Consider the following 24,003-nt stretch of genomic DNA (forward strand, 5'->3'; position numbering starts at 1 on the left):
AAATGTTGAATCCTGTTTACTATAATCTAAAAGCAGGCTTAAGGAATAAATTGGCTATAGTAACTACGTTGGCGGTTGCAAGCGCTTCGTCAAAACTTTCGGCGGCCGCGGCCTGTGTAACGCCGGTTGCAATATTAGTAATCGGGATAGTGGCCTGAGTGGTATTTTGCTCGCCCGCATAAACTGCATCTGCAGGAGCTACACCCGTGTCATTGCCATTAGCTGTATAAGTAATCCATGGTTTAATGGTAAGGCCTGCTGCCGCTGCCATCTGGCGCAGATGCGATGCATGGCGTGCTTCTACCGCGTGTATTTGCAGCGCGGCAGTTAATACTACCTGGTTGCCTTTAAGAAAGCCTGCCTGACCTTTATACGCTCGTACGCCGGTGTCTTCGAATGCAGTAGCTACTTTAAGGAATGTTGCATAATTGGTATACACATCGCCAAACGTTCCTCCTGAGGCATAGCTGTTATCTGCGTTATAAGTTCCTCCGGCTCTGAAATCAAAATTAGTATAAGCCAGCTCGGGGCGCGCTGCAGAACCCAATACAGCCTTTAAGAAATCCACATGGGCTTTTTCATGGTCGCGTATGGTGGTAATAGCTTGCAATGCCGCAGTGCTGGGGAAGTTAAAGGTTACGTCTTTAACAGAAGAAGCAGGATCCTTGCCCACAACAGTATGGTTGTAAAAATGGTATTCCAGGTACTCCAGCGTTAAGGCAAAATTCAGCACATCATTGACAGTCCTGGTGCCAGACTGTCCATAAGCCTTAGTAAACATAGAGCTTAAGGCAAGAGGTAATGCCGCCATTGAAATTTTTCGTCCAACGTTATAAAAGTCTTGCATCACACGTCTGCGTGGACTCAGCCTGTCGTAGATATCTTCATCTACTTTTTCTATTTCGCTTAATATATTGAGGATATTCATGATTGGAAGGTTTTAAGGTTAAAAAGCATTTTTTACGTCGATCTTGGTTTTGATAAAAGTAGCTGCAATGGGAAGCACTTTGCTGGGTGGGAGGGCTGCGTCAAGGCCTTTGGAGTTGTCGGCTCCCAGTGCGGTGAGGCTGTTCAGGTCAGAAAAAGAGCCGTTGGATATCTGGTCTCTGATCCAGGCTGCATGTCTTGCTTCTACGGAGACGATCTGCCCGGCAATTACGAGATAGGCTTCTGTAGTGATTTTGTAGCCGGCGCCGTTGTAAGCAGCTACTCCCAGGTCTTCAAATGCTTTTGCTGTAGCCAGCACGCTGTCTTTACTGGTGAAATTTACTGAAGAGAAGTCAACTTCAAGGCTTCCGATGGCATTACTGCCCAGCGCTTTTTTGAAAAATTCGCGATGTGCGATCTCATGCAATTTTATATCATTCAAAAATGCGTTTTGAGAGGCGCTAAAAACAGCAGATGATTTGGCCACTACTTCGGTATAGAAGGCTGCTTCCAGTTGCTCTAACGCATAGGCATAGTTTAATATGCCTATATCATCCTTGAAGTCGATGGTTGTCCCTTTGTTATTATTATTATTTCTGAACTCGTCGTAGAAATCATTATGGCCGCAGGAGGTAAGTAAAGCGGCGCCCGCAGTTCCCAGGCCTAATGCAGAAAGAAATTTTCTTCTGTTATAACCTTCTTTGACGGTGCGTGTGCCAGAAGTAGAAAGGTTGTCTTGTTCTGATTTCATAATATTTGATTTTTTATTGGAGAATGGTTGGGTACTTACAGGTGCCCTTTCATTAATACATACGAGAGGTGATTCAATGTGGATTCTTTTTTTAAGAAAAATAAACGAGGGGTGATGAGTTGAGCGGTGAATAGTAACCAGTGAATGATGGATAGTGAGTAGTGAATGTGGCAATGCTGAGTGATGAATAACATAATGATGAATGGGAAAAACACAGTATTGGTTTTTCCCGTTATGCAGGTGTTGTAGTAAAGTCAGGGCTGTTTTTATAACAGGGAGAAGGGCGAAACGTCAATGAAAAGGGGCTGCCCAAACCTGCAGCCCCAATACTGATATGTCATTCAAACCATGACAATATTATCTACGGAAAATAAAAGAAAACGGATTTGGGTAAATTAAATTTTGCCCATTACAAATAATTGCTCCAGGTTAGGAGTAGGACTTCCACCTTCATTTTCGAGGGTAATAGCAAATGCCTGGGCGTTTTGTATATTTTTCAATTTGCAAACAGTATTGCAATCTCCTAATACGCCCGCATCAATAGGCTGCCCGTCCATTAGAGCCCAAAGCTGGTATTGCTTGCCTTTAGGTGCCTTTGGCAGGGCTTTGGCAACCAGGTAAACGTCTTTGTTGGTTTTGTTCCAATATACAACAGCATTGCTGGATTCCTTGCCTGCTACACCGCTCAGGGCAACCTTCAACATGTTCGGGCCCGTTATCAGTTGCATATTTTGATCCAACTCATTCAGCTTTGTTTGAATGGTGGTGTTATTCGCATATAGCTGGTCCCGCTGCAAAGCTAATTGGCGGTTTTCAGCCTCCAGGTTTTTGTATTTGGAATAGGTATAAATATTAAATGCGGCACTTATTACGAAAAGGATCACCGAGGCTGCTGCCAGGTATTTGATAAATGGCGTTTTCCCGGCACTTTCAAGTGGCCTTACTTCGGGGTATTCAGGCGTTTTTATATATTCTTCATCTGGCTTTAAACCCAACTGATCGAACAGGTTGGCTTTAATGCCCGGATTTACAGGTACGGCATTGTGAACAGCAGATTGCTCCAGCTCCTGCTCGAATGCCAGTATGGCTGCTTCGATCTCAGGGTGCTGCATACGAAGTTGTTCCAGCTCGGCTCTTTCATCAGCTTCTGCCAGGCCCAACACATAACTTTCGATTATGCCACTTTGTATGTACTCCTTTATGTTCATGTATTACTAATCCTGCTTCTTAATTCAATTAAAGCTTTTCGTAACCTGGTTTTTACGGTTCCTAAAGGTATGCCGGTTGTTTCGGCAATATCGCTTTGTGTAAACCCATCGAAGTAGCACATTTCTACCACGGTTTTATACTCCTCTCTTAAATTGTTAACAACTTTTCTAAGGCCGATAGCATCAATATTAAATAAGTTGTCAGCAGCTATTTCGTTGTTTCTGTCTGTCAGTTCAACATTTTGACGGGAGTTTTTCCAGTCTTTGCTTCTTAAAGTATCTATCGCGGTATTACGTACTATCGATGACATCCAGGTAAAAAGCCGGCCTTTTATACTGTCAAAAGTACTGGCCTGGTTCCATATTTTTACGAAACTATCCTGCAAAACGCTATCCGCTAATTGCTCGTCTGGGATGAAAGTGCGTACTATACTGTTTAACGCGCCTGCATAGTTATCGTATAGATAACTAAACGCATTTGCATCACGTTGTTTTAATAACGCAACCAACTCCTGTTCCGTATATTTTTGTATGGCTTTCAATAGAGGAATTTCACATCAGTACCAGAGATACGAAAATTATACCAATACGGTTTTATAATTTGAAATATTTTTTCGGGCAGGCAATATTACGACAAAAGCGGGTGTGCTGTGAATTTCTTTTCACGGTCAAACAGGTAACGGTAGGTAGTTAATATTCTACTCCTGTGTGTGCCCAGCGATTCTGCAACATTGATCATTTTGGGATTGAAATCACCGATCCATTGCATTTCGAAATTTTCATAAATAGGAGTGCCCAGTTCATACTGCCCATTTGTGATTTTCAGGTTTTGGATCAGGCGGCAGCCTTCAATGATCATGTAAGCGTCAACGCCCTTTCCCTGGAATTCCGGCACGATGCCAAAAACAAGTCCTACAAACTTGTTGCAGGGTTTTGTTTTTTTATACCATAAAAATTTCAGCTTATCCAGTAGTCCAAATTTTCCATTCAGGTATTTGAACCATTGATTAAGGTCGGGGAGGTTCACCCAAATACCAATAGGGTCTCCTTTATAGTAAATAATCCAGTTCACCCTTTCGTCCATAACCGCCTTCATGGATTGGAACATTTTCAATGCGGTTCTCTCATCGAGCTGTTTTAATCCTCCATGCCCCGCCCATGCTTTGTTATAGACGGTTGTAAAGTCTTTCACGTATTTGGGCAGGTTGTTCGTTTTGATGTTGTCCGAAGAGTAGCTCGGGTCTTTAGCCAAAGCCGCGTGTCGCTCATAAAATTTCTCCTGTATACGGCTACCTACATTTAGGCTAAAACAAATTTGGTTAAAAAAGGGACGAAACCCATAGCTTTCCAACAGGTCTTTATAATATGCCGGGTTATAATTCATCCGGTATAAGGGAGGCTCAAACCCTTTCACCAGCAACCCCCACCAGGTGTCACGTTCCCCAAAATTGATCGGTCCGTCCATAGCAGTAATGCCTTTGCCTTTTAACCAGCCTTTCGCAGCATCCAGTAGTATGTTAGCCGCTGTCTGGTCGTTGATACAATCAAAAATCCCATGCCGCCCACAGGACCATCATCTCCCTTTGATTTATATTTTTATTAACGAAAGCGGCAATACGACCGATAAGATGGCCTTGTTCGTTTTTCAATACCCATCTAACGGCTTCACCGGAGCGGAAGGTCTTATTTTTTTCTTTGTCGAAAACCTCATTGATGTCTTTATCTAAAGGGCGTATATAATTCGGATCGCTTTGATTGATCAAAACGTTCACTTTAATAAAGTCCCTTGCGAGCGTTGAGGTATTAACTTCAATAAGATTCATGCTACAAAAATAGGCGGCGATCCAATATTATATGCCTGAAGTTTTCTTCTTCTTCGTACCAGCAACGCTATCCTGTTTTCTTTTTAGTTCTATTGCTTCGGTTTTGCGGGCGATAGAATCTTTTCTTTTTGTTCTTTCAGTTTAGCCAGGTCTTTTACTTTTTGAATGCTGTCTTTAATAGTTTTTTGCCTGCTGTAGCTGGTGCCTACACTGTTCAAAAACATTTTTTAGCAATAATGGCATCATGCCCATAAATATCTTCCCTGAAGTTTAAAACGCTGCTGTCGTTTACCCACGATGTGAAATAAGTGATCAGTACCGGGATGGGCTTTTTAACCCTTACATATTTTTCCTCATAAGTATGCATCAGGCTGTCTACCTTTTTAGCGCTATATCTTACCGTGTCATTTAAAATATATTCTGCCAGCTTTGCAGGGTCTTTCAGCCGGATACAGCCATGGCTATAGCTTCTTTTGTCCCGGTTAAATAAACTTTTGGCGGGAGAGTCGTGGAAATAAATATTGTAACTATTAGGAAAGAGGAACTTAACCAGGCCTAGGGAATTCCAGGGGCCGGGCTTTTGCCGCACACGTCCTTTGATCACTTCCATATGGTTTCGTGCCAGGTAGGCTGCGCTCGGCGCGCCATTCATTTCGTTTTTAACAATGCTGGTGGGTACGTTCCAATAGGGGCTGAAAACAATATTGCTCAAGCGCCCGGTAAATACAGTCGTATTATTACCTTCTTTGCCAACCACCACATCCATATCCCAGGCTGGCTGGCCATATTCGTATACATGAAGTTTAAATTCAGGGATATTCACCATGATAGAGCGGCCGCTGTCTTTGGTGTTGCCCGGTAGCCAACGCATACGTTCCATGTTGATTAATACCTGTTGTATACGTTCTTCCACAGAAATATTTACATCTTTTAAGAAGGTTTTGCCAGCAGTGCCATCAGGTTTGTAGCCATATGTTTTTTTGAGTTCGTTTACGGCATCCGCCAGCTCGCTGTCATACTCATTGGTAAAAGTGCTGTCGGGGCCAAACAGAAAGCCTTCTGCTTTTAGTCTTTTTTCAGGGTCTTTACAGCAGCATCAGTGTAACCTTTTTCATGATCTCCACTTTGCTGTTTACAGTGGGCCACCCTCCGGCATCTTTAATCTGTTTATATTTTGACAGCTGTTCTTTTAATTTCAGGTATTGTGGGTTTTGAGGGGCATATTCATCTGCATATTGCCCATGACTAGTTAATACGGAGTCCAGCATAGCTTCCAGCGTCAGCTTCTTTTTAGGGATGTACCACTCCAGTGATTTGATGCTGAAATCGGGATCTGCTGCAAAAGCATGGTCTGCATAAGTATAAAAATATCTGGTCAGCAGTATTTCCACGTTCTGGTATAAGGAGTCATTTTTTGGACGTATGCGCTCCAGGCGGATCAGGGTCTCCATCTTGTCTGTCAGCCATTTATTGTAAACGGAAGAATCTTTCGAATAGTTTAGATAGTTTTTCAGCAAATTCCAGAAGGAAACGGTATGCTCTGGTAGCCCTTCCTTTGAAAACCAGGCATATTGGTAGTTCCGGCTATTGTAAAAGCTGGTCAGGCGGTTATTTAAGGTATCGCTAAGCTCATTGGCTTCTAAAATACTCTAACTTCCGCAGTATCAATAAAAAGCGAATTGAAGGAATTGCTGGTGTCAATGGTAATGTCCACTTTTGTAATGATCTTCTCCCGTTCCTGTTTTTCCTCCTCCTTTGTTTTTTCAAAGAAATTGCAGGATGGCAGCAAAAGCACAAAAAAGCTGCTATAAACAGCGGTTGTCTAAAAATCATATATAGGTTACAAATAAGGAATAAGATTTCATACAAAATTAGCCGTAAAAAACAATATAAGTCGGCGTTTGAAGCATGTATTAGAATATTTTCTGGTATGAATGAGGATTAGCGCCATTTTGTAGGGTTGAGCAAAGTTGAAATGTGAATAATTTGTAAAGCGGTTGTACCATAATACGCAGAGAAGCCTTACTTTTGCAGCCACAAAAATAACCAGACCTCAAATTATATGGCAACAGTTGGTAAAATTAAACAAGTTATTGGAGCGGTAATCGACGTTCAGTTTGGTGACACACTCCCTGAAATTTATAACGCGTTAGAGCTGACGAAAGAGAATGGCGAAAAGCTAATACTCGAAGTTCAGCAACATCTGGGAGAAGACAGCGTTCGTACTATTGCGATGGACGGAACTGAAGGTCTTGTTCGCGGTACGGAAGTACGCGATACAGGAAAAGCAATTGCTATGCCTGTTGGTGAAGCTATTAAAGGACGTCTTTTTAACGTAACGGGAGATCCTATCGATGGTTTGCCTGCTGTTTCTAAAGAAAACGGCCGCCCTATACACGCAATGCCTCCGGCTTTTGAAAACCTGAGCACGGCTTCTGAAGTGTTGTTTACTGGTATTAAAGTGATCGACCTTATTGAACCTTATGCAAAGGGGGTAAAATTGGTTTGTTTGGTGGTGCTGGTGTGGTAAAACAGTATTGATCCAGGAGTTAATTAATAATATTGCTAAAGGTCACGGTGGTTTGTCGGTATTTGCCGGTGTGGGAGAGCGTACGCGTGAGGGGAATGACCTGATGCGTGAGATGATTGAAGCAGGCATCATGAAATATGGTGAAGGCTTTAAACATAGCATGGAAGAAGGTGGCTGGGATTTGAGCCAGGTTGATCCTGCTGAGTTAGCAGAGTCTAAAGCAACTTTCGTATTCGGACAAATGAACGAACCTCCGGGTGCACGTGCGCGCGTGGCTTTGAGCGGTTTAACAATTGCTGAATATTTCCGTGATGGTGATGGCGAAGGAAAAGGTAAGGATATCCTGTTCTTCGTTGATAATATCTTCCGTTTCACTCAGGCTGGTTCTGAGGTATCAGCCTTGTTAGGTCGTATGCCTTCAGCGGTGGGTTACCAACCTACACTTGCTACAGAAATGGGATTGATGCAGGAGCGTATTACTTCTACTAAAAATGGTTCTATTACTTCAGTACAGGCGGTATATGTACCGGCGGATGATTTAACGGATCCGGCTCCGGCAACAACATTTGCCCACTTAGATGCTACAACGGTATTAAGCCGTAAAATTGCTGACTTAGGTATTTATCCTGCGGTGGATCCATTGGATTCTACCTCTCGTATCCTGATGCCTTCAGTAGTGGGTGAGGCGCACTATACTTGTGCCAACAAAGTGAAATTAATTCTGCAACGTTATAAAGAGCTTCAGGATATCATCGCCATCTTAGGTATGGACGAGTTGAGTGATGAAGATAAAATGACGGTATCGCGTGCACGTAAAGTACAGCGTTTCCTTTCTCAGCCTTTCCACGTAGCTGAAGCCTTTACTGGTTTGAAAGGTGTACTGGTACCTATCGATGAAACGATCCGTGGCTTTAACATGATCATGGACGGTGAGGTAGATGAGTACCCTGAAGCAGCCTTCAACCTGGTAGGTAATATTGAAGATGCTATTGAAAAAGGTAAGAAGTTATTAGCATAGTAATTAATTAGCTAATTAGCCAATGTGCTAATAAGCTAATTATTTGGCTCATTATTACATTATCACATAATACAAATGAAATTAAATATTTTAACTCCGGAAGGCAGTATTTTTAGTGGTGAAGCTTATGGTGTTCAAATGCCAGGCGTAACCGGGTCTTTCGAAGTGCTGAACAGGCATGCTCCGATGATCGCTGCGTTGGGAGAGGGTAAGCTGAAAGTATTACAAAGCAGTCTTACAGGCCCAGCCACTTTCTATACTATTCAGGGTGGATTTGTAGAGGTACTGAATAACAATGTAACCGTATTGGTGGAAGGCGCTAAGAAAGTTTAATCTTTTTATACGTATTGATAGAATCCGGGGCTTTTCGCTTCGGGATTTTTTGTTATTATTAAAAATCCTGTTTTTAGGGGACTGATAAGCTTGCCTTCAGGCTTTATTTTTATCGAATGCAAAACGTTCTATTATAAAAATAAACCAGTCAATTATGAAAGCCCCTATTTTAGCTTCAGCCCTGTTAGTTTTACTTTTATTTACCCAATGCAAGAAAGGATCGATAACAGACTCAGAAGAAGGGCCGCGAAGTTCAACAACAATACAAGCATCAAGGCCCGGCACCTATAACCTGGAAATGAAGGAGGGCGAACCTGGCCGGGGATCTATACTACCGCCCGGTTTTAGTGAAACGATAGCCGAAATTGTAGCACCTGCACGCGAAGCGTTGCTACAAATAGTAGACAAAGATGAAACAGGTACCTATAAAGCCTTTAAAGAAGATGTTGAAAAAGTGAAGGAGCTGAAAACCGAGGTTGAGCGGCAGGAGAAATTACAGTATATCCGTAAGCGCTATTATAGTTTCATTAGCGATGTCTGGGAGAAAGCTGCTATTGATGAAGAGGGCTATAAGAAGGCCATTATAAGAGCTTTGCCTGACAGCCTCAGGGAGCATATTGCGTTTGATAAGGAGTTTCTAAACTTTAAAATTGAATATGGCAGTCGAAAAGATCCATTGCCTTCCGATCAACCCGACCCGGCTCCGGTGCCTGCTCCGGAATTACAATGCTATAATGCAACAAAAGCGATTGTAGGTGGATCTAATAAGGAAGTTACTTTAGTTGCAGGAGCTACAGCTGATTTATTCAGGTACATGGGGCAACCTTCTTCCTATTACTATTTATTTGCGAACGGAGTTGCTTTCCCGTTTTATGGTATCGGACGTGGAACCTGTTGGGCGAATAGCAATATTACAATTCCCGGAACTTTTATGGATGACGACAGGTTGATCAGAATTAGAAAAACTTTACCTGGGACGCCACAATTACTGCCCTTGCCGGAGGACTGGTATCCTGTGCAAATGGATATTACTGGGCCGGTACAACATTAAAACGTATTGAAGTGTGGGCTCCGGTAATATGGGTAAGTGAACTGAAAAGGAACGAGACCATTTTTGAAGAGGAGCTGGTAAGTAAAAGTCAGTTGTCCATAATGAGGCGTGGTGCAGAAATATCTAATTTCGCATTTACCGAAGGTTTGGGCTATGCCAATTCCATAGGTTCGCTTACCATCAATAGTTGGACCTTATGTGAAGAGCTGAAGAAGTAATAGTGCCTGGCAAAAGATAAAATAATTGCAATAACCGAAGTGTACAGTTTGGGTTATCTTCAAGTAGCGGGCAGGAAGCTAATTGGAGTTTTGCAAAAACACTCTTGTTCGTGCTATCCCAAATTTGTACCCGGTAAGATGCAGTTGACGATTACTTAGTTTAGCATCACATGCCACCCAGCCATAGGCCGGAGTATAAGCCTGGCCATTTTTAAACAAGCCGTCTTCAAACACCAGGTTTTTTAAAACAAGTTGACCTTTTTGAGTTTAGGTTCTGGCTCCCCAATCCAGTGCATAATACCATAATACTTACCGTTTTTCTCGAATATGCGTATGGAACGGGTTTTCTCCGGGTTAAGCCATATACCGTTAATGTCATTGGCAGAAGGCGCAGAAAAATAAAGAAGGGAGAGAAAGAGGATCGTCATCGGTAAAATATAAATGTTGGTTTATAAAATGAAAAGCAGGTAGAACTTTCATTTAACAACAACAATATTTTAGGGGTATGAGCATAATTTTAATAGTCTACTGTAAAAGTAGACTATTTTTGAGGAACTTACAAATTTTTGAACGATGATGTATTAAATGAATAAAATGGCTATTTCATCAGGGGAGTAATGACTGACCCCCAATAGCTTTATTAATTTAGTATTGAATTGAAGTTAATGCGCGCACTTAATAGACCGAATAGCTTTCCGTTTTTAGGGTCATACTTTACTTCCAAAGGTAGCCAGATATCATCTTTTAGCCTTATTCGAGCCACAGCATTAGCGTAGAAAGCATTTTTTTCTTCGCCCGGATATATTCTCGCTAATCTGTAAAGGTAGGAGGCACCTAATGCAATTTCTAAACAAGAGTAATCATTATCCCTGTTCTTCATAACATAGTTGATGAGTGGTTTTACTTCTATAAGTCCTCTTTTTAGATTTCTATTTCCTGACGTGGAATCGCTGGAATAATTGACAGCTCCTAAAATATTAATGTCCCAATTTCCAATAGTGCTATGTTTCGATAATCCTTTTGTGTATTGTGTAAAAAACGAAACTGAAGATAACTGAAACCTATCCTTATGTAATGTGTCACTAATACCCACTACCCAAAGCGAGTTTTTGGTGATCAAAATGCTGCGTTGCGGGGCGAAAGGTTATGTACTAAAGGATGCTGATCCGCATGAGCTTTGCAGGGCCATCAGGGATGTAATGGCGAACGGATATCATCTTTCGAAACTGGTAACAGGAAAACTGCTTTTTACGATGAACAAACCACACGACTACACCACTTCTACTAAACTATCGGTAAGGGAGAAAGAGTTTTTAAACCTCTGTTGCAGCGATCTTACTTATAAAGAAATTGCTGATCGCATGTTTGTAAGCGTTCGTACGGTAGATGGCTATAGGGATAGCCTATTCGAAAAACTCGAACAGAAATCAAGAGTGGGGTTGGTGTTATATGCCATAAAGCATCAATACTACCAGGTAAAATAAAGCCCCGCTCATAGAAGCGGGGCCTTAAAATGTAAGATGATCTGTAGTTATAAGTGTATTTTTTGAATTTCCTTTTCTATCATCTTCCGACTACTGAGCCTAAAGCGGAAAATATGAAAATCAATGCATAAAGGCCGAGAATGATGATAGTGAATATGCCTACAAACTTAAAATACCTTTTCAGGTACAACAGTGATTGATTGAAACCTGCCGCGTCGCTTGTTCTGATGCTGGCCCGTACAGCGCTCCCAAATTTATAAAGCATAAAAGTGGGATAAAATGCAATGGCACAAACAACAATCATATACACAGTAAAAAAGGTAGCCCCAAAAGACGCGAATGGCGTTCCGGAAGCGGCCATTAACCCACTTAATAATGATCCCGCAAAGAGGCCAAAAATTAGCATAATGCCCAGTATAACAAATCCTACAATACCAAGAAACCTGGACCATTTCCCGGCTTCATCGAGATTTATTTTTCCATTTTGATCCAGTAATCCGTTTTCGTTGAAAATGTTGCTATTCTCCATATTGTTAATTTTAAAAATAATTTTGTAAAAGGTTAAAAAAGTTTTGGTTAATGAATGCTTTGCGTAATAGCAGCAAGCTTGTTTTTGTTGAAACGATGGTTTGTTGGTTCGGTCATAGTTGTGAAGTTTGTAGTTAATATTTATTCTAAACTAGAATAAGTTTTTTAATTGAGCAACATAATTCTGTAAAAATAATGGCATCCAATCAACGGATGCCATTACTAACTTATTTATGTGATTAATGCTTTCTAATTCGCGGACTGGCGATTGCCTGCCTGCAGATCAGCATAACCAAAAACTCTTTGCAGTAGAGGTGTGGTGCGTGCCGAAAGATTCGACCGTATATCTTCTTCCTTATTGGCTACATATAAAAACATAGCATCAACAGCTCTCGCCGCAATAAATTCATTTAAGCTGGGCTCCAGCTTTTTATTCATTAATGGAATAGAATTATAGGCTTTAGCTAGCGTATTATATTCGTTGCCGGCTCCCGTTGCACGTATGGTGCTGTCTACTATGGGGCGAAAGGCCGTCATAAGCTGCGGGCTCATGGCGCTTTTAAAATATTGGGTAGCAGCATTTTTGTTCCCACTTAATAAAATACCTGCAGCATCGCCAATGCTCATGTTTTTACTGAGCTTAAAAATATGGGTTTGGCTTTTTGAACCGCAATAGACATCGCATTCGTGTACTTAGCCGTTACAGTATTCACTACCTGCGTAAGTCCCAGGTCTCTCAAAGTTTTTTCGATTTTTGCAGCTTCGCCCGGAAATGCAAAACGAACTAATGCGTTACCCTGGTTAGGGTTGGCAAATGCATCAAAGCCGCTAAAAAGCCCCTGTGTTAAAGCTTCTTTTAACCCCTGGGCTATTTCGAAACTGGAGAGTGTTCCGGCAACATTCTTTAAAGTATCACAGCCGGAAAAGAAAAAAGTGCTGCTCAGCGTAAAAACAAATAATAATCTTCTCATGTTTGATCTGTTGTTGTAATTATTCCCGCAAAATTAATTCATTCTGGGGTCTAGGGGGCATTAATTATCAACTCGTATGCACCGCCTAACTCTTTAAGCACATCTTTCCACAACTCTTTTTCATTATTGGGAAAAATAAACTTAAGGGGAGCAGGAGCTACGATCCATGTTTTCTCTTCCATTTCAGTAGCTAACTGGCCGGTGCCCCAGCCGCTATAGCCTAGGAAGAATCTTATTTTATTCAGATCTGCTGTTCTTGAATTAATCAATTCTATTACCTTGTCAAATTCGCCACCCCAAAAAAGCCCGTCCAATATTTCTTTTCCGCCAGGAATAGCATCCGGGTATTGGTGTAAAAAATGTAAAGTGTTCAATTCAACAGGGCCTCCTTCGAAAACAGGTATATTGAAATCGGCCAGTTCAGGTACCAGCTCATCTATCAAATAATCCAGTTTACGGTTCAAAATAAAGCCAAAACTACCTTCTTCATTGTGCTCACAAAGAAATACTACTGTTCTTAAAAAATTGGGATCGTCTAAATGAGGGTTTGCTACTAATAAAGTTCCATTTGCGGGTTCTATCATACAACCAATATAGGAATTTTTTACTAAATGTGCCCGGGCGTACAGCCATTTATAAAAAGTTAAATATAGATTGCTTTTGCCTGATTCATGCTCAACTTAGTTGCTATTATTATATTTGCTTTTGTGAAAAGATTATTCTCGTCTATAACTGTCTTAATTACGCTGTCTTTAGTCGGTATTATTATAATGCAGGTATCCTGGTTGAAAAACCTCATTAAATTAAAGGAAGACCAGGTTAAACAAAATATCGACAATGTTTATCAAAACTTAAGTGATGAATTTGGGCAGAGAAGAGAGCAGCTGATCAAAGAAGCGAGCCGCGATTATGGCACGCTGTTTTCCCCGAGAGGTTTTTTCGAGCCGTTAAAGGCGGTTTCAATAGGGGCGAAGATAAGTAGCAGCGAAATTGAAAAGATCATTAATAGTGCTTTTGAGAAAGCCGGTCTGGGTAAGATGAAGTATGAGTATGCTTTTTTTCGGGGTTGCTAACTAATCGAAACCCAACTGTTGAAAAACAGTCCCCTAATTTCTGGGCAGCCTCTGAAGATACTGTTCGTAATTACAGCCCCGATTATAAACTTATAAGGGCCTTGCCGGGCTCCGATTCAGATGGCATCACTAAGGATGAAAATTTAGCATTAGCCGTATTGAATTGGAAATCGTATGTAAAACAGGCGATCATCTGGAACGTGGCATTGGCCATATTATTTACATTAGTTATTGTTTCTGCATTCTACCTTACCGTTTATACCATGCTGCGCCAAAAGAAACTGGGAGAAATTAAGAATGACTTTATCAATAACATGCCATGAGTTTAAGACGCCTATCGCCACTATATCATTGGCAGTGGATGCGCTAAAGAATGAACGGGTAATGGGGGATCGGGATAAGCTTAATTACTTTAGCGGCATTATTAAGGAAGAGAACCAACGGATGAATAAGCAGGTGGAAACTATTTTAAAAGCATCTCAGTTTGAAAAAAGGGAGGCTGAAATAGACTTAAAGCCATTGCGTGTGCATGAAGTAATTGAGAATGTAGTAGATAATTTCCAGTTGCAGTTGCATGAAAAGAACGGGGACTCGGTATTGAACCTCGGTGCTACGAGAGATTTGATCAATGCAGATGAAGTGCATTTTACAAACCTGGTTAATAACCTCATAGATAACGCGGTGAAGTATTCAAAGGATAATGTTCCTATCCAGCTAAAAATATCTACTTCCAATACCTCCAATGGTATCGTTATTAGATTCGAGGATAATGGTATCGGAATGAGTCGCGAAACCCAGAAGCGTATTTTTGAAAAATTTTATCGTGCCCATACCGGTAACCTGCATAATGTAAAAGGCTTTGGTTTAGGGCTCAACTATGTGAAATCCGTGGCCGACTCCCATAATGGGACCGTGAAAGTGGATAGCGTATTAGGTAAGGGATCCGTTTTTTCAGTTGAGTTTCCCCTGTCTAAAAGCTAAAACTTATTTTTCCACATCATACTTTCCACCGGCTTTTCGGGTTGGCTACTGTATTTCGCATTTTTTTCTGGTTATATTTTACCTCAATCTCACCCTCAACAGGGAAGTAGATCAGTTGGCCTACGGGCATGCCTTTGTACACCTTCACAGGTTGTTTTACAGATATTTCTAAAGTCCAGTGACCACAAAAGCCTACATCGCCTTTGCCGGCTGTGGCGTGAATGTCAATACCCAGTCGACCGGTAGACGATTTGCCCTCCAGGAAGGGGACGTGTGCATGCGTTTCTGTATACTCCAATGTTACGCCCAGGTAAAATATATGGGGGTATAGTACAAATCCTTCATCAGGAATTTCGAAATATTCTATTTCATTGTGTTTTTTGGCGTCCAGCACATGTTCACGGTAAGTAGCCAGCCATTTTCCCAAATGAATGTCATAACTGTTGCTGCCCAGGCACTCCCGGTCATAAGGCTTAATAACGATAGTGCCCTGTTCCATTTCCTCTTTTATCCTTATATCTGAAAGAATCATTTTTTTGATTGACTGTTGGCTAATGCCTATGGACTCTCGGCCATCGACTATATTTGCGCAATATAAAATTAATAGCCGCACCATGCCTGTTTTTTTCAACAAGATATTAATGAGCATACCCGTTTGGGTATCTGGAAGATAGAAGAAGATGATTTTTTTTAAGAGGCTGGTACCTTTGCATAGGGAGGTGACACACCCGCACAAGCGGTTGCAGCACCTGGCGGGACGATTTTTATTAAAATATCTTTTTCCTGATTTCCCCTCTCAACAAGTGCAAATAGCGGATACGAGAAAACCGTTTTTGCGGATGAAGCCTACCATTTTTCTATATCTCATTGCGGCGATTATGCGGCTGCTATTGTAAGCCGTAACAATCGTGTAGGGATTGATATCGAAATACCCACCGATAAAGTGTTGCGGGTAGAGCATAAATTTATAAGCCCGGAGGAACAGCTTTGGCTCACGCCGTTAACACTGGAAAAAGCGACACAGGTATGGAGCGCTAAAGAAGCGGTATACAAATGGTTTGGGGAAGGATTGGTAGATTTTAAGCAACACATTCAATTGCAAGGATATAAAGCAAACGATATCTTTAACTGCTATTTTAGTAAGAGTCAAACCTCAATGGAGATTCATTTAAAGGTGTTGCATCCTCTTTGTCTCAGCTTTATATACTGCGCGTCAGTTTGAGAAATGAATGTGTTTTTGTTGCCGGGGCCTGCACGTTAGATCGGGTCGTCGTAATCCAATAGGTTGAGATCTACATTTTCTAAACCACTGATGCCATCGATGGAGCCTCGAATATGTGTAGCATTCAACAATACTTTTTCGAGCTGTTTTTCCCTGGCTTTCCATAATCGTTCCATTGCATCTCTTTCTCTTTGAATGCTCATTTTCATACTTAAAAACCCTTCACGTATGGCTTTCCATTGTTCTGAAAATTCAGGACTGGTTAAATAGCTATACAGCATATTCATTTTATCACCTTTGTTTTCCTGGCTTTTAGCCGCATTGTAAATACGGAAAATACCATCTCTTAAAACGGAGGCCAGCGCTTTGGCTTCTGAAAAGCTACAGATCCACACGCCGTCTTTTTCTCCAAAACAATCCATGTCTTTCGGGTACCTACGAGTTACCAGGATGGCCATGTCTGCCCCCATTGAGCGCATATCTGCTTTTAGTTTTTCTATCCATTCGCCTCCAAAATTTTCAGCGCGTTTACTTTCCCAGATGATGCGTCCGCATTCTGCGCCCAGGTTATTGCGAACCACCTGAATACAATCAGCTCCCCGTACACCTTTGCCTACTTCTTCAATCCTGTCAAAGGGGAAAGATGTGTTGAGCAGTTCTTCCAGCGCCAGCTCCTGGCTTTCTCCCTGCAGTTGCATGGAACCCTGCTCGGCCTTTCGCTTCATTTCACTGGCCAGTTTTTTCTGGTCTTCCAGTTGCTTTTCCAGTTCTCTTAGTTTAAGCTGGTATTCAGTATCTTTTTGAGCCGACTTGTCCGCTTCAATTTTGCGAAGACTTTCGGCTAATTTTTCTCTTTCCTCCGTTAGTTTTTTCTGTAAGGTTAGTTCCAGCTCAGCCTCTTTATTTTTAAGTTCCTGTTGTTGTTTAAGGAACTCTGTTTCCCGCTGTCTCGAAAGTTTTAGCTTCTCTTCATTATCCTCATTTGCTTTTTGAAGTAAGGAGAGTTTATTTTCGAAATCACCGCTGATACTTTTGGTTATCTGCTCTTCCAACTGCTTTTGCAACGAGGTTTTCTCTGTCTGCAGTTTTTGCAGCCATTCTGTTTCTTTCTTTTGCAGCTCGGCCTGGTGCTCTTCTGTTTTCTTTTTTGCCAGTCTGTAACCTTTGCACGAAGTTCCTTTTCCACTTCTTCTCTTATGGCTTCGTTGGGTTCAAATTCGCTGCCGCAACTGGGGCATTTTATTTTTGTAGACATTGATGCAATTTCAATAAATAAAAGCTAATAGAGAAATCATATTGTACATTCATTGCCAGACCTTACATATTCAACGCATATTTTTTCAAGCAAATTCAATATTCTTCTGTTGATATATATGATACAAGGTATAGGAAAAAGAAGTAACAGGGTTGGAGTATGCAAGTGATTACTGGTGATAAGGCGACCAAATGAAAAGCCTACACCCAATACTACAAGTAAGGGTAACAGCAGGTAAACTATTTCAAATGATGGAACTTGCTTTAGGTTAACTTAATGCTGTTGTCTGATATTTTTTCGATAAGCCCGTCAAGATGAGACTTGGTGAGCCGTTTACTGTCAAAAAAATGGCTGGTATAATCAACTTTAAATTCATTAGGGAAATAGTGAGTTATAGTAAAGCCTGATATAGCAGCGGGTTGTTTGATATTAAGGTTCCTGATCACCCTTTTATTGTTATCGGCGTCATCAAGCTGCCATATCAGCTCATCAAAATCTCTTTTTATAAAATATTCAGTTGTTTTGCGTTGATAAAGGTATCGTACTTCCCGCAACATTTTTTTCATCTGCTAAAGATAATACGCTTTTACTGTGAGCAGTGAATAATGGGCTGAATAAAAACAATAGCCATCCTGTTGAGGATGGCTATTGCAACTAGCTAAAACAGTGTTACTGATTAAGCTTCGTTTTCTTCTTCCGTTTTTAAATCATACTGTTTTGTACTCAACAACTCTTTGTTGGTTACTGCATAAAATGTATCGTTGTATTTACTTACTACATTTGCCAGAGAAGTAGTTGCTGCTATATTTGTTTTAGATATTTTTGTTGTATCTGTGGGAACGCTCGTTGTATCTGTTGGAGTGGGTGTTTCCGTTGTATCAGGTACAGGCGTTTTCGTTGTATCTGTCTGAGCCATTGCCGTTCCTAAAATAAAAGTAGAAGCTGTTACCAGTACGAATTTTGTTGCAATTTTTTTCATGATATAAAGGTTTTAAAGTTTAATAATGATCACTTGGCTATCTGGGTTAGAGGAGCAAGTGTCTCTGTTATATAAACGCAATATTGATTCCATTATATACAAAGGTTTAGTTAATGGAATCTATAATATTTCTAAAAATGAGGGCATTTTATTAGAAATATTGAATAGCTCCTTTTATACATGTTTTATAATTTCTAAAACAGGGATTTATATATTATCGATTAGTTGGTTTTTTTAAGTGTAGCAGGGATATAAAAAAGCCCCACAATAATGTGAGGCTGTATTAATATAAGATAATTTAAGTTTACGCAATAGGCTCAAGATACTGAGCATAGGCATATCCTTCTTCTCCGTCGTTGGTGCGAACGGACCACCAAAGATCATTGGCTTTGCTTACGAGTGTAATGATCTCGTCTTTAGCTGCTTTACCAACAATCGGTTGATCGGTTCCGGGACCTTTCCTGATATTCAGGTTCGACTCCTGGGTGATCACGCGCGCCTGGCTTCCGGCTTCTGCTTTCGCATTTACATTTAGTATCAGATCCCCACTTGCATAGTTAGGGTCAATTTGATTATAAACGTCCCAAAGCTGGTCCTTTACAGCTCCGCTTGGCGCGTCTCCATCAACATATAAAACGCCATCTTGTTCTCTAACTGCCAGGTTGCTTACACCTGCTGCATTAGCGGCATCAACCAATGCCTGATATTTTTCCTGAAGTGCCATAATACTGTTTTTGATTTGTTATGATTGTGATTCTCCGAATGCAGGCAACAATTGATCTATCAATAATTGCGTGTCTGCCTCTTTAGTTGCCCTGCTTATTTTACTGTTAAGCCTTTGCTATCAACTTTTTTAGGTTTGGTAGACTGAACTTTCTGCATTAAAGTTTTCAGATCGTTCTTGGCAATTTCACCGGTCAGTGTAACCTGGCCGTCAGCTACTGAGGCCTGTACAGTGGGATGGTCTTTGATAGCATCTGTTACCGCAGTTTTTAAAGAATCGTCAGCTGTAATAACTACAGGCGCGGTGGCGGAGGTGGCATAACAGAAGTTTGGTTTTGCACGCTTTTAATTCCTTCTACACCTTTAACAGCAGATTCTGCAGCAGCCTGGGCCGCCGGATCTTTCAATTCACCAGAGATCGTTGCTACGCCATCTTTTACTTCAACTGTGGTACCGGTTAGTTCGGGGTTCGCGCTAATGGCCGCTTCAGCAGCAGTTTTTAAATCGGCGTCGCTTTTACCTTTGCAAGAGGGCAGGGCAAACGAGAATGCAACAATGGCAACAATGGCCAGAATTCTTTTCATTTTCATTGAGATTTAGTAGTTATTAAAAAAATTACTAAGCGAATATAATCGAAATCGGTGCCAATTTTCAATCGTCGGCGGTAATATTTTTTATTATTGTAATATTAACACACAGCATTCTTGATGGCTGTTTTGTCCAGTAATGCGATAGCCTTGGCTTCTGTTTTTATATACCCCAGCTCTGTAAACTCATTCATGGTTTTGTATACAGTTTCATAAGCGGTACCCACATATGCAGCAATATCCTGCCGGCTGATGGTAAAAGCTATAAACCCAGATTCGGTTCTGCCAAATTTTTGCTCCATGGCAAGCAGGGCGTTGGCCAGCCTGGCTCTGACGGTCATGTGGGCCAGGTTACGCATCCTGATCTCCGAAAGCATCAGTTCGTCGGCCATGAACATCATAAACTGGTAGGCAAAATCCTTATTGGTTTTAAAAGTGGCTTCAAAGAAGTCGAGTGTGATGTAGGTTAAGGTGACCGCCGAAAGTGCCGTAGCGGTAATGGGGTACTGAGCATGCTGACTGTTGAGTCCCCGGTGTCCCAGTATGTCCTGGTTATGCGCAAACCGTAGTATCAGCTCTTTTTCCTGGTCCCACAGTTTATGAACTTTAGCAATCCCGCTCAGCATAAAGTAGATGCCATTCACCGGATCGCCTTCTTTAAAAATGATCGCTCCTTTTTTGTACTGGTGTACCTGGGCGTTCGTGTCGAGTGCAGGCCACCATTCTTTCATACAATGTTGATGAAGAAATGAATGATGGGCTTCGTTGCCTTTCTTAATGCGCATAGTAGACTAAAGATAGATGAATCTGGGTTACTATGCTGCTTTCTATGCGTTGCTGGAGTGTAAGATATTATGTATTTGTTGTTGTGCGGATAGTTCTGAAGCAAGGTTTACCACTTCGCCTATAACAATAATAGCGGGATTTTCCAATCCTGCATGCTGCGCTCTGAAATAGATATCTTTTACCTGTCCGGTTACCATTTTCTGGTTAGGTAAAGTGCCATTTTGAATAATGGCAACCGGTGTTTCGCTTTTACCATAGCCGGAGAATATTTCTGTTATCTGCTCCGTTTGCTCATCGCCATTAATATAATAACCGTGGCGCTCGATTGAGCGGCCAGCTCAATGTCCCTGGAGATGTCTCCGCTGCGGGTGGTGCCGGTAACTACCCAAAAGCTTTCGTTAGTGCCTCGGGCAGTAACTGGGATCATTTGCGAAGCGGGAACAGCCAATGCACTTGAAATGCCAGGTACTACTTCAATTTGCATCCCCGCGCTTTGAGCCGCTTCAATTTCCTCCCAGGCTCTGCCAAATACAAAAGGGTCGCCTCCTTTTAACCGCACTACACATTCGTTTTTTTTAGCATATTCAAGTATGGTGTCATTAATTTCAGACTGGCTGAGTGCATGGCATCCATACCTCTTTCCAACAAACTGTTTGATACAAGCAGGTTTAGCATAGTTTAATAGCGCTTCATTTGCAAGTGCATCATATAATATAACATCTGCTTCCTGTAGTTTTTTGATTGCTTTCACGGTTATTAAATCAGGATCTCCAGGTCCTGCTCCAATTAGTATTAGTTTGTTTCTCATTTATTATAAATAATTATATGTAATATTTTTTCATTAAAGATAGAATTTTTATCGTTTATTTTATTATATTTGAAATATAAAATTATTTAGTATTTATTGTTTTTGAAAAATTTTAATCTCTTTTGAGCTTATTTTTAATAGAATAGTTTATATGTTATAATTTTTAATATAAAGATTGCCTGCTATTTTTCTAAATCAAAAAACGACATTTATGAAAGTTGTTGTTATTGGAAATGGCATGGTGGGCCAAAAGTTCTGCGAAAAACTGCTCTCTAAAGGAATTCCTGATCTGCAATTAACTGTGTTTGGTGAAGAAACCCTGGCTGCTTATGACCGGGTGCACCTTAGTTCTTATTTCGCCGGGAAAACGGTGGAAGATCTTACGCTGCAGCCGGTGAAATGGTATCAAGAAAATGGGATTGACCTGAGATTAGGCGACCCTGTACAGGATATCGATCGCTCAAAGAAAACCGTAACCTCTTTCGAAGGAATTACCCTTCAGTATGACTACCTGGTGTTGGCCACAGGTTCTGCCGCATTTGTACCACCCATCCCGGGAGTGGATAAGCATGGCGTTTTCGTGTATCGTACGATCGAAGACCTTAATATGATCTGGCGACATGCAGCCACTGCCAAAACTGCTGTTGTGATCGGGGGTGGTTTGTTGGGACTCGAAGCTGCCAAAGCTTGCCTGGATCTGGGCATTAAGGATACGCACGTAATTGAATTTGCCCCGCGTTTAATGCCTCGCCAGGTTGATGAAGCGGGTTCGGAAATATTGATCCAGAAATTAAAAGAACTGAATATAACTACCCATACCGGTAAAAACACGGCGGCGATCCTGGGTAATGAAACCATCAAGGGGATGATCTTTACCGATGGTACTATACTAAGTACGGATATGCTGGTGATCTCTGCAGGCATTAAACCCAGAGATGAACTGGCGCGTGCCTGTGGACTGACCGTAGGGCCGAGAGGCGGTATCGTGGTAAACGACCACATGATCACCAGTGACGAGCATGTTTTTGCGATCGGAGAATGTGCTTTGCACAACTCAATGATATACGGCCTGGTAGCGCCGGGGTACGAAATGGCCGATGTAGTGGCTACACAATTGGCAGGAGCCGCCAAGCAATTTCCTGGTTTTGATATGAGTACTAAATTGAAACTGATAGGGATTGATGTAGCCAGCTTCGGCGATCCGTTTATATCTGGGGAGGAAGCGAGAACTATTGTTTTCAGGGACAATCACCGGGGTGTTTACAAAAGGATCAACTTTTCCAATGATGGTAAGGAATTGTTAGGCGGTGTTTTGGTTGGAGATGCTGATGCCTATAATATGTTGTTGCAGATCTGTAAAAATAAAATGGCGTTGCCTCCAGATCCGATGGATCTGATCATAAAGGCTAAAGAAGGTGGCGGCGATGCGGGAGCCGGCGTGGTAGCCTTGCCCGATGATGCATTGATCTGTAGCTGTGAGGGTGTAACCAAGCTGGATATATGTAATGCGGTAACCCAGGAAGGTTGCGAAACCGTAGATGCTGTAAAGAAATGTACCAAAGCGGCCACCGGTTGCGGAGGATGCGCACCCATGGTAAAAGATATCATGGTGCATACCATGAAGCAGCAGGGTAAATTAGTGCGTAATGTATTGTGCGAACATTTTGGATACTCAAGGCAGGAGCTTTACGACCTGGTAAAGTTAAGAGACCTGCACAGCTTCGATGAAGTATTGGATGCATTAGGCGAAGGGGATGGATGCGAAACCTGTCGCCCCGCTGTGAGCTCCATACTGGCGAGCTTATGGAACGAGTTGATCGTGAAAAAGAAAGTGCTACATCGCAGGACACGAATGACCGTTTCTTAGCAAATATTCAAAAAGGTGGAACCTATTCCGTTGTACCTCGCATTCCCGGAGGTGAAATAACACCTGATAAATTACTGGTCATTGCACAGGTAGCTAAGAAGTATAACCTGTATACCAAAATAACCGGTGGGCAGCGTATTGATATGTTTGGCGCTCATTTAAATGACCTGCCTTCCATCTGGGAAGAGCTAATTGAAGCGGGCTTTGAAAGCGGACATGCTTACGGAAAATCACTGCGTACAGTTAAGAGCTGTGTAGGCAGCACCTGGTGCCGCTTTGGTTTGCACGATAGTGTGAGCTATGCTATTCGTATTGAAGAGCGTTATCGCGGCCTTCGTTCCCCGCATAAATTAAAGTCGGCGGTATCGGGTTGTATCAGGGAATGTGCAGAGGCGCAATCAAAAGACTTTGGAATTATTGCTACCGAAAAAGGCTGGAACCTTTATGTATGCGGGAATGGCGGCTCCAAGCCACAACATGCTTTAATACTGGCTACCGACCTTGATTCGGAAACCTGCATCCGATACATCGATCGCTTCCTGATGTTTTATATTAAAACGGCAGACCCTCTTACCCGCACTGCTACCTGGTTGAATAAAATGGAAGGTGGTATCGACTATCTCCGTAGCGTGGTGGTGCATGATAGCTTAGGTATTGGCCAAGAGCTCGAGCGGGAAATGCAGCTGTTGGTAGATGCTTATCAATGCGAATGGAAGAACGTGGTGGAAACACCTGAGCTTAGAAGCCAGTTTACTCATTTCATTAATGCACCCAAAGAAAAAGATCCTACTATACAATTTGAGGCCATGCGGGATCAGAAAAAGGCTGCAACCTGGTAATCGTTACAAAAGCATCACTTCCTTTTTCATTAACAACTATC

At 41.7% G+C, this 24,003-nt stretch carries 35 protein-coding genes and 1 pseudogene; 12 read left to right on the forward strand and 24 right to left on the reverse strand.

All coding sequences use genetic code 11. The annotated features are described in order from the left end of the window. Window positions 1-19: 19 nt before the first annotated feature. From MKP07_RS16180 to MKP07_RS16220, 10 genes are all read right to left on the reverse strand, one after another. Entirely contained in the window at window positions 20-928 is a 909-nt protein-coding gene (locus tag MKP07_RS16180; protein ID WP_240848105.1) for a ferritin-like domain-containing protein, read from the reverse strand. A gap of 18 nt (window positions 929-946) precedes the next feature. Next, the gene (locus tag MKP07_RS16185) at window positions 947-1,678 is read right to left on the reverse strand and encodes a ferritin-like domain-containing protein (protein ID WP_240848106.1); all 732 of its coding nucleotides are present in this window, start codon (window positions 1,676-1,678) and stop codon (window positions 947-949) included. 395 nt (window positions 1,679-2,073) lie between these two features. Next, window positions 2,074-2,886, reverse strand: a complete 813-nt coding sequence (locus tag MKP07_RS16190) for an anti-sigma factor (protein WP_240848107.1) — start codon at window positions 2,884-2,886, stop codon at window positions 2,074-2,076. Further along, entirely contained in the window at window positions 2,883-3,428 is a 546-nt protein-coding gene (locus MKP07_RS16195; RefSeq protein WP_240848108.1) for an RNA polymerase sigma factor, read from the reverse strand. The genes MKP07_RS16190 and MKP07_RS16195 overlap by 4 nt, the downstream gene beginning before the upstream one ends. 86 nt (window positions 3,429-3,514) lie before the next feature. After that, entirely contained in the window at window positions 3,515-4,351 is an 837-nt protein-coding gene (locus MKP07_RS16200) for a hypothetical protein (RefSeq protein ID WP_240848109.1), read from the reverse strand. A 79-nt stretch (window positions 4,352-4,430) separates the two neighbouring features. Further along, window positions 4,431-4,709, reverse strand: a complete 279-nt coding sequence (locus MKP07_RS16205) for a hypothetical protein (RefSeq protein WP_240848110.1) — start codon at window positions 4,707-4,709, stop codon at window positions 4,431-4,433. A gap of 89 nt (window positions 4,710-4,798) precedes the next feature. Next, complete coding sequence (locus tag MKP07_RS38765) at window positions 4,799-4,927, reverse strand: hypothetical protein (protein ID WP_262919334.1); 129 nt, start codon at window positions 4,925-4,927, stop codon at window positions 4,799-4,801. Then, window positions 4,924-5,622 (reverse strand): L,D-transpeptidase family protein, encoded by a 699-nt coding sequence (locus MKP07_RS16210; protein WP_240848111.1) that lies wholly within the window; start codon window positions 5,620-5,622, stop codon window positions 4,924-4,926. Before MKP07_RS16210 ends, MKP07_RS38765 begins: the two co-directional genes overlap by 4 nt. A 172-nt stretch (window positions 5,623-5,794) precedes the next feature. Beyond that, window positions 5,795-6,355: a L,D-transpeptidase scaffold domain-containing protein gene (locus MKP07_RS16215; protein WP_317236032.1), complete on the reverse strand. Its 561-nt coding sequence runs from the start codon at window positions 6,353-6,355 to the stop codon at window positions 5,795-5,797. Then, window positions 6,349-6,504, reverse strand: a complete 156-nt coding sequence (locus MKP07_RS16220) for a hypothetical protein (RefSeq protein WP_240848112.1) — start codon at window positions 6,502-6,504, stop codon at window positions 6,349-6,351. Before MKP07_RS16220 ends, MKP07_RS16215 begins: the two co-directional genes overlap by 7 nt. A gap of 267 nt (window positions 6,505-6,771) precedes the next feature. On the opposite strand from MKP07_RS16220, the gene MKP07_RS43805 reads away from it, so the two are divergent. The 5 genes from MKP07_RS43805 to MKP07_RS16240 all read left to right on the forward strand — a co-directional run bounded on the left by MKP07_RS43805 (window position 6,772) and on the right by MKP07_RS16240 (window position 9,859). Further along, window positions 6,772-7,239 carry a hypothetical protein gene (locus MKP07_RS43805; protein ID WP_317235838.1) on the forward strand — a complete coding sequence of 156 codons (468 nt, stop codon included), beginning with the start codon at window positions 6,772-6,774 and terminating at the stop codon, window positions 7,237-7,239. Between the two features lie 7 nt (window positions 7,240-7,246). Beyond that, the gene (atpD, locus tag MKP07_RS16225) at window positions 7,247-8,257 is read left to right on the forward strand and encodes a F0F1 ATP synthase subunit beta (protein ID WP_317235839.1); all 1,011 of its coding nucleotides are present in this window, start codon (window positions 7,247-7,249) and stop codon (window positions 8,255-8,257) included. A 75-nt stretch (window positions 8,258-8,332) separates the two neighbouring features. After that, window positions 8,333-8,590 (forward strand): ATP synthase F1 subunit epsilon, encoded by a 258-nt coding sequence (gene atpC / locus MKP07_RS16230; RefSeq protein WP_114791550.1) that lies wholly within the window; start codon window positions 8,333-8,335, stop codon window positions 8,588-8,590. Window positions 8,591-8,744: 154 nt separating this feature from the next. Next, a complete protein-coding gene (locus MKP07_RS16235) occupies window positions 8,745-9,641 on the forward strand; it encodes a hypothetical protein (protein ID WP_240848113.1) in 897 nt (298 codons plus the stop codon). Window positions 9,642-9,652: 11 nt separating this feature from the next. Next, entirely contained in the window at window positions 9,653-9,859 is a 207-nt protein-coding gene (locus tag MKP07_RS16240) for a hypothetical protein (protein WP_240848114.1), read from the forward strand. 78 nt (window positions 9,860-9,937) lie between these two features. Here MKP07_RS16240 and MKP07_RS16245 read toward each other — a convergent pair whose 3' ends face one another. Continuing rightward, a complete protein-coding gene (locus tag MKP07_RS16245; RefSeq protein WP_240848115.1) occupies window positions 9,938-10,093 on the reverse strand; it encodes a hypothetical protein in 156 nt (51 codons plus the stop codon). Between the two features lie 406 nt (window positions 10,094-10,499). Beyond that, on the reverse strand, window positions 10,500-10,979 hold the full coding sequence (locus MKP07_RS16250) for a hypothetical protein (protein ID WP_240848116.1): 480 nt from the start codon (window positions 10,977-10,979) through the stop codon (window positions 10,500-10,502). Between the two features lies 1 nt (window position 10,980). Between MKP07_RS16250 and MKP07_RS16255 the strand changes: the two genes are divergently transcribed. After that, on the forward strand, window positions 10,981-11,343 hold the full coding sequence (locus MKP07_RS16255; protein WP_240850890.1) for a response regulator transcription factor: 363 nt from the start codon (window positions 10,981-10,983) through the stop codon (window positions 11,341-11,343). Window positions 11,344-11,422: 79 nt separating this feature from the next. Here MKP07_RS16255 and MKP07_RS16260 read toward each other — a convergent pair whose 3' ends face one another. From MKP07_RS16260 to MKP07_RS16275, 3 genes and pseudogenes are all read right to left on the reverse strand, one after another. Beyond that, window positions 11,423-11,872, reverse strand: coding sequence for a DUF5362 family protein (locus tag MKP07_RS16260; protein ID WP_240848117.1), 450 nt, complete (start codon window positions 11,870-11,872; stop codon window positions 11,423-11,425). A gap of 248 nt (window positions 11,873-12,120) precedes the next feature. Further along, a pseudogene (locus tag MKP07_RS42620) lies at window positions 12,121-12,842 on the reverse strand (DUF4197 domain-containing protein). Window positions 12,843-12,892: 50 nt separating this feature from the next. Beyond that, window positions 12,893-13,426, reverse strand: a complete 534-nt coding sequence (locus MKP07_RS16275; protein ID WP_240848120.1) for a YqgE/AlgH family protein — start codon at window positions 13,424-13,426, stop codon at window positions 12,893-12,895. A 123-nt stretch (window positions 13,427-13,549) separates the two neighbouring features. On the opposite strand from MKP07_RS16275, the gene MKP07_RS16280 reads away from it, so the two are divergent. The 3 genes from MKP07_RS16280 to MKP07_RS16290 all read left to right on the forward strand — a co-directional run bounded on the left by MKP07_RS16280 (window position 13,550) and on the right by MKP07_RS16290 (window position 14,896). Then, complete coding sequence (locus MKP07_RS16280) at window positions 13,550-13,915, forward strand: hypothetical protein (protein WP_240848121.1); 366 nt, start codon at window positions 13,550-13,552, stop codon at window positions 13,913-13,915. Window positions 13,916-14,016: 101 nt separating this feature from the next. Further along, window positions 14,017-14,238, forward strand: coding sequence for a hypothetical protein (locus MKP07_RS16285; RefSeq protein WP_240848122.1), 222 nt, complete (start codon window positions 14,017-14,019; stop codon window positions 14,236-14,238). After that, on the forward strand, window positions 14,213-14,896 hold the full coding sequence (locus MKP07_RS16290) for a sensor histidine kinase (protein WP_240848123.1): 684 nt from the start codon (window positions 14,213-14,215) through the stop codon (window positions 14,894-14,896). The genes MKP07_RS16285 and MKP07_RS16290 overlap by 26 nt, the downstream gene beginning before the upstream one ends. A 16-nt stretch (window positions 14,897-14,912) precedes the next feature. Here the strand turns inward: MKP07_RS16290 and dcd are convergent, their stop codons facing one another. Further along, complete coding sequence (dcd, locus tag MKP07_RS16295) at window positions 14,913-15,428, reverse strand: dCTP deaminase (RefSeq protein WP_240848124.1); 516 nt, start codon at window positions 15,426-15,428, stop codon at window positions 14,913-14,915. A gap of 384 nt (window positions 15,429-15,812) precedes the next feature. On the opposite strand from dcd, the gene MKP07_RS16300 reads away from it, so the two are divergent. Continuing rightward, entirely contained in the window at window positions 15,813-16,118 is a 306-nt protein-coding gene (locus MKP07_RS16300; protein WP_317236033.1) for a 4'-phosphopantetheinyl transferase family protein, read from the forward strand. Window positions 16,119-16,153: 35 nt separating this feature from the next. Here MKP07_RS16300 and MKP07_RS16305 read toward each other — a convergent pair whose 3' ends face one another. The 8 genes from MKP07_RS16305 to cobA form a co-directional block, all read right to left on the reverse strand. Next, window positions 16,154-17,182 carry a DUF2130 domain-containing protein gene (locus MKP07_RS16305; RefSeq protein WP_240848126.1) on the reverse strand — a complete coding sequence of 343 codons (1,029 nt, stop codon included), beginning with the start codon at window positions 17,180-17,182 and terminating at the stop codon, window positions 16,154-16,156. A gap of 454 nt (window positions 17,183-17,636) precedes the next feature. Then, the gene (locus tag MKP07_RS16310; protein ID WP_240848127.1) at window positions 17,637-17,939 is read right to left on the reverse strand and encodes a hypothetical protein; all 303 of its coding nucleotides are present in this window, start codon (window positions 17,937-17,939) and stop codon (window positions 17,637-17,639) included. A 110-nt stretch (window positions 17,940-18,049) separates the two neighbouring features. Beyond that, window positions 18,050-18,352 (reverse strand): hypothetical protein, encoded by a 303-nt coding sequence (locus tag MKP07_RS16315; RefSeq protein ID WP_240848128.1) that lies wholly within the window; start codon window positions 18,350-18,352, stop codon window positions 18,050-18,052. Between the two features lie 304 nt (window positions 18,353-18,656). Then, complete coding sequence (locus MKP07_RS16320) at window positions 18,657-19,076, reverse strand: SH3 domain-containing protein (protein WP_240848129.1); 420 nt, start codon at window positions 19,074-19,076, stop codon at window positions 18,657-18,659. A gap of 292 nt (window positions 19,077-19,368) precedes the next feature. After that, window positions 19,369-19,659, reverse strand: coding sequence for a BON domain-containing protein (locus MKP07_RS16325; protein ID WP_240848130.1), 291 nt, complete (start codon window positions 19,657-19,659; stop codon window positions 19,369-19,371). A 104-nt stretch (window positions 19,660-19,763) separates the two neighbouring features. Next, complete coding sequence (locus tag MKP07_RS16330) at window positions 19,764-20,447, reverse strand: Crp/Fnr family transcriptional regulator (protein ID WP_240848131.1); 684 nt, start codon at window positions 20,445-20,447, stop codon at window positions 19,764-19,766. A 42-nt stretch (window positions 20,448-20,489) separates the two neighbouring features. After that, the gene (locus MKP07_RS16335; RefSeq protein ID WP_240848132.1) at window positions 20,490-20,645 is read right to left on the reverse strand and encodes a hypothetical protein; all 156 of its coding nucleotides are present in this window, start codon (window positions 20,643-20,645) and stop codon (window positions 20,490-20,492) included. 77 nt (window positions 20,646-20,722) lie between these two features. Further along, window positions 20,723-21,256 carry a uroporphyrinogen-III C-methyltransferase gene (cobA, locus tag MKP07_RS16340; protein WP_240848133.1) on the reverse strand — a complete coding sequence of 178 codons (534 nt, stop codon included), beginning with the start codon at window positions 21,254-21,256 and terminating at the stop codon, window positions 20,723-20,725. Window positions 21,257-21,467: 211 nt separating this feature from the next. Here cobA and nirB point away from each other — a divergent pair, with 211 nt between their 5' ends. Then, window positions 21,468-23,123: a nitrite reductase large subunit NirB gene (gene nirB / locus MKP07_RS16345; protein ID WP_240848134.1), complete on the forward strand. Its 1,656-nt coding sequence runs from the start codon at window positions 21,468-21,470 to the stop codon at window positions 23,121-23,123. Further along, window positions 23,060-23,962 (forward strand): nitrite reductase large subunit, encoded by a 903-nt coding sequence (locus tag MKP07_RS16350; RefSeq protein ID WP_240848135.1) that lies wholly within the window; start codon window positions 23,060-23,062, stop codon window positions 23,960-23,962. Before nirB ends, MKP07_RS16350 begins: the two co-directional genes overlap by 64 nt. The last annotated feature ends 41 nt before the right edge of the window (window positions 23,963-24,003 follow it).

This window comes from Paraniabella hibiscisoli (genome assembly GCF_022512515.1).
In the GTDB taxonomy this organism is placed as follows: Bacteria; Bacteroidota; Bacteroidia; order Chitinophagales; family Chitinophagaceae; genus Niabella; species Niabella hibiscisoli.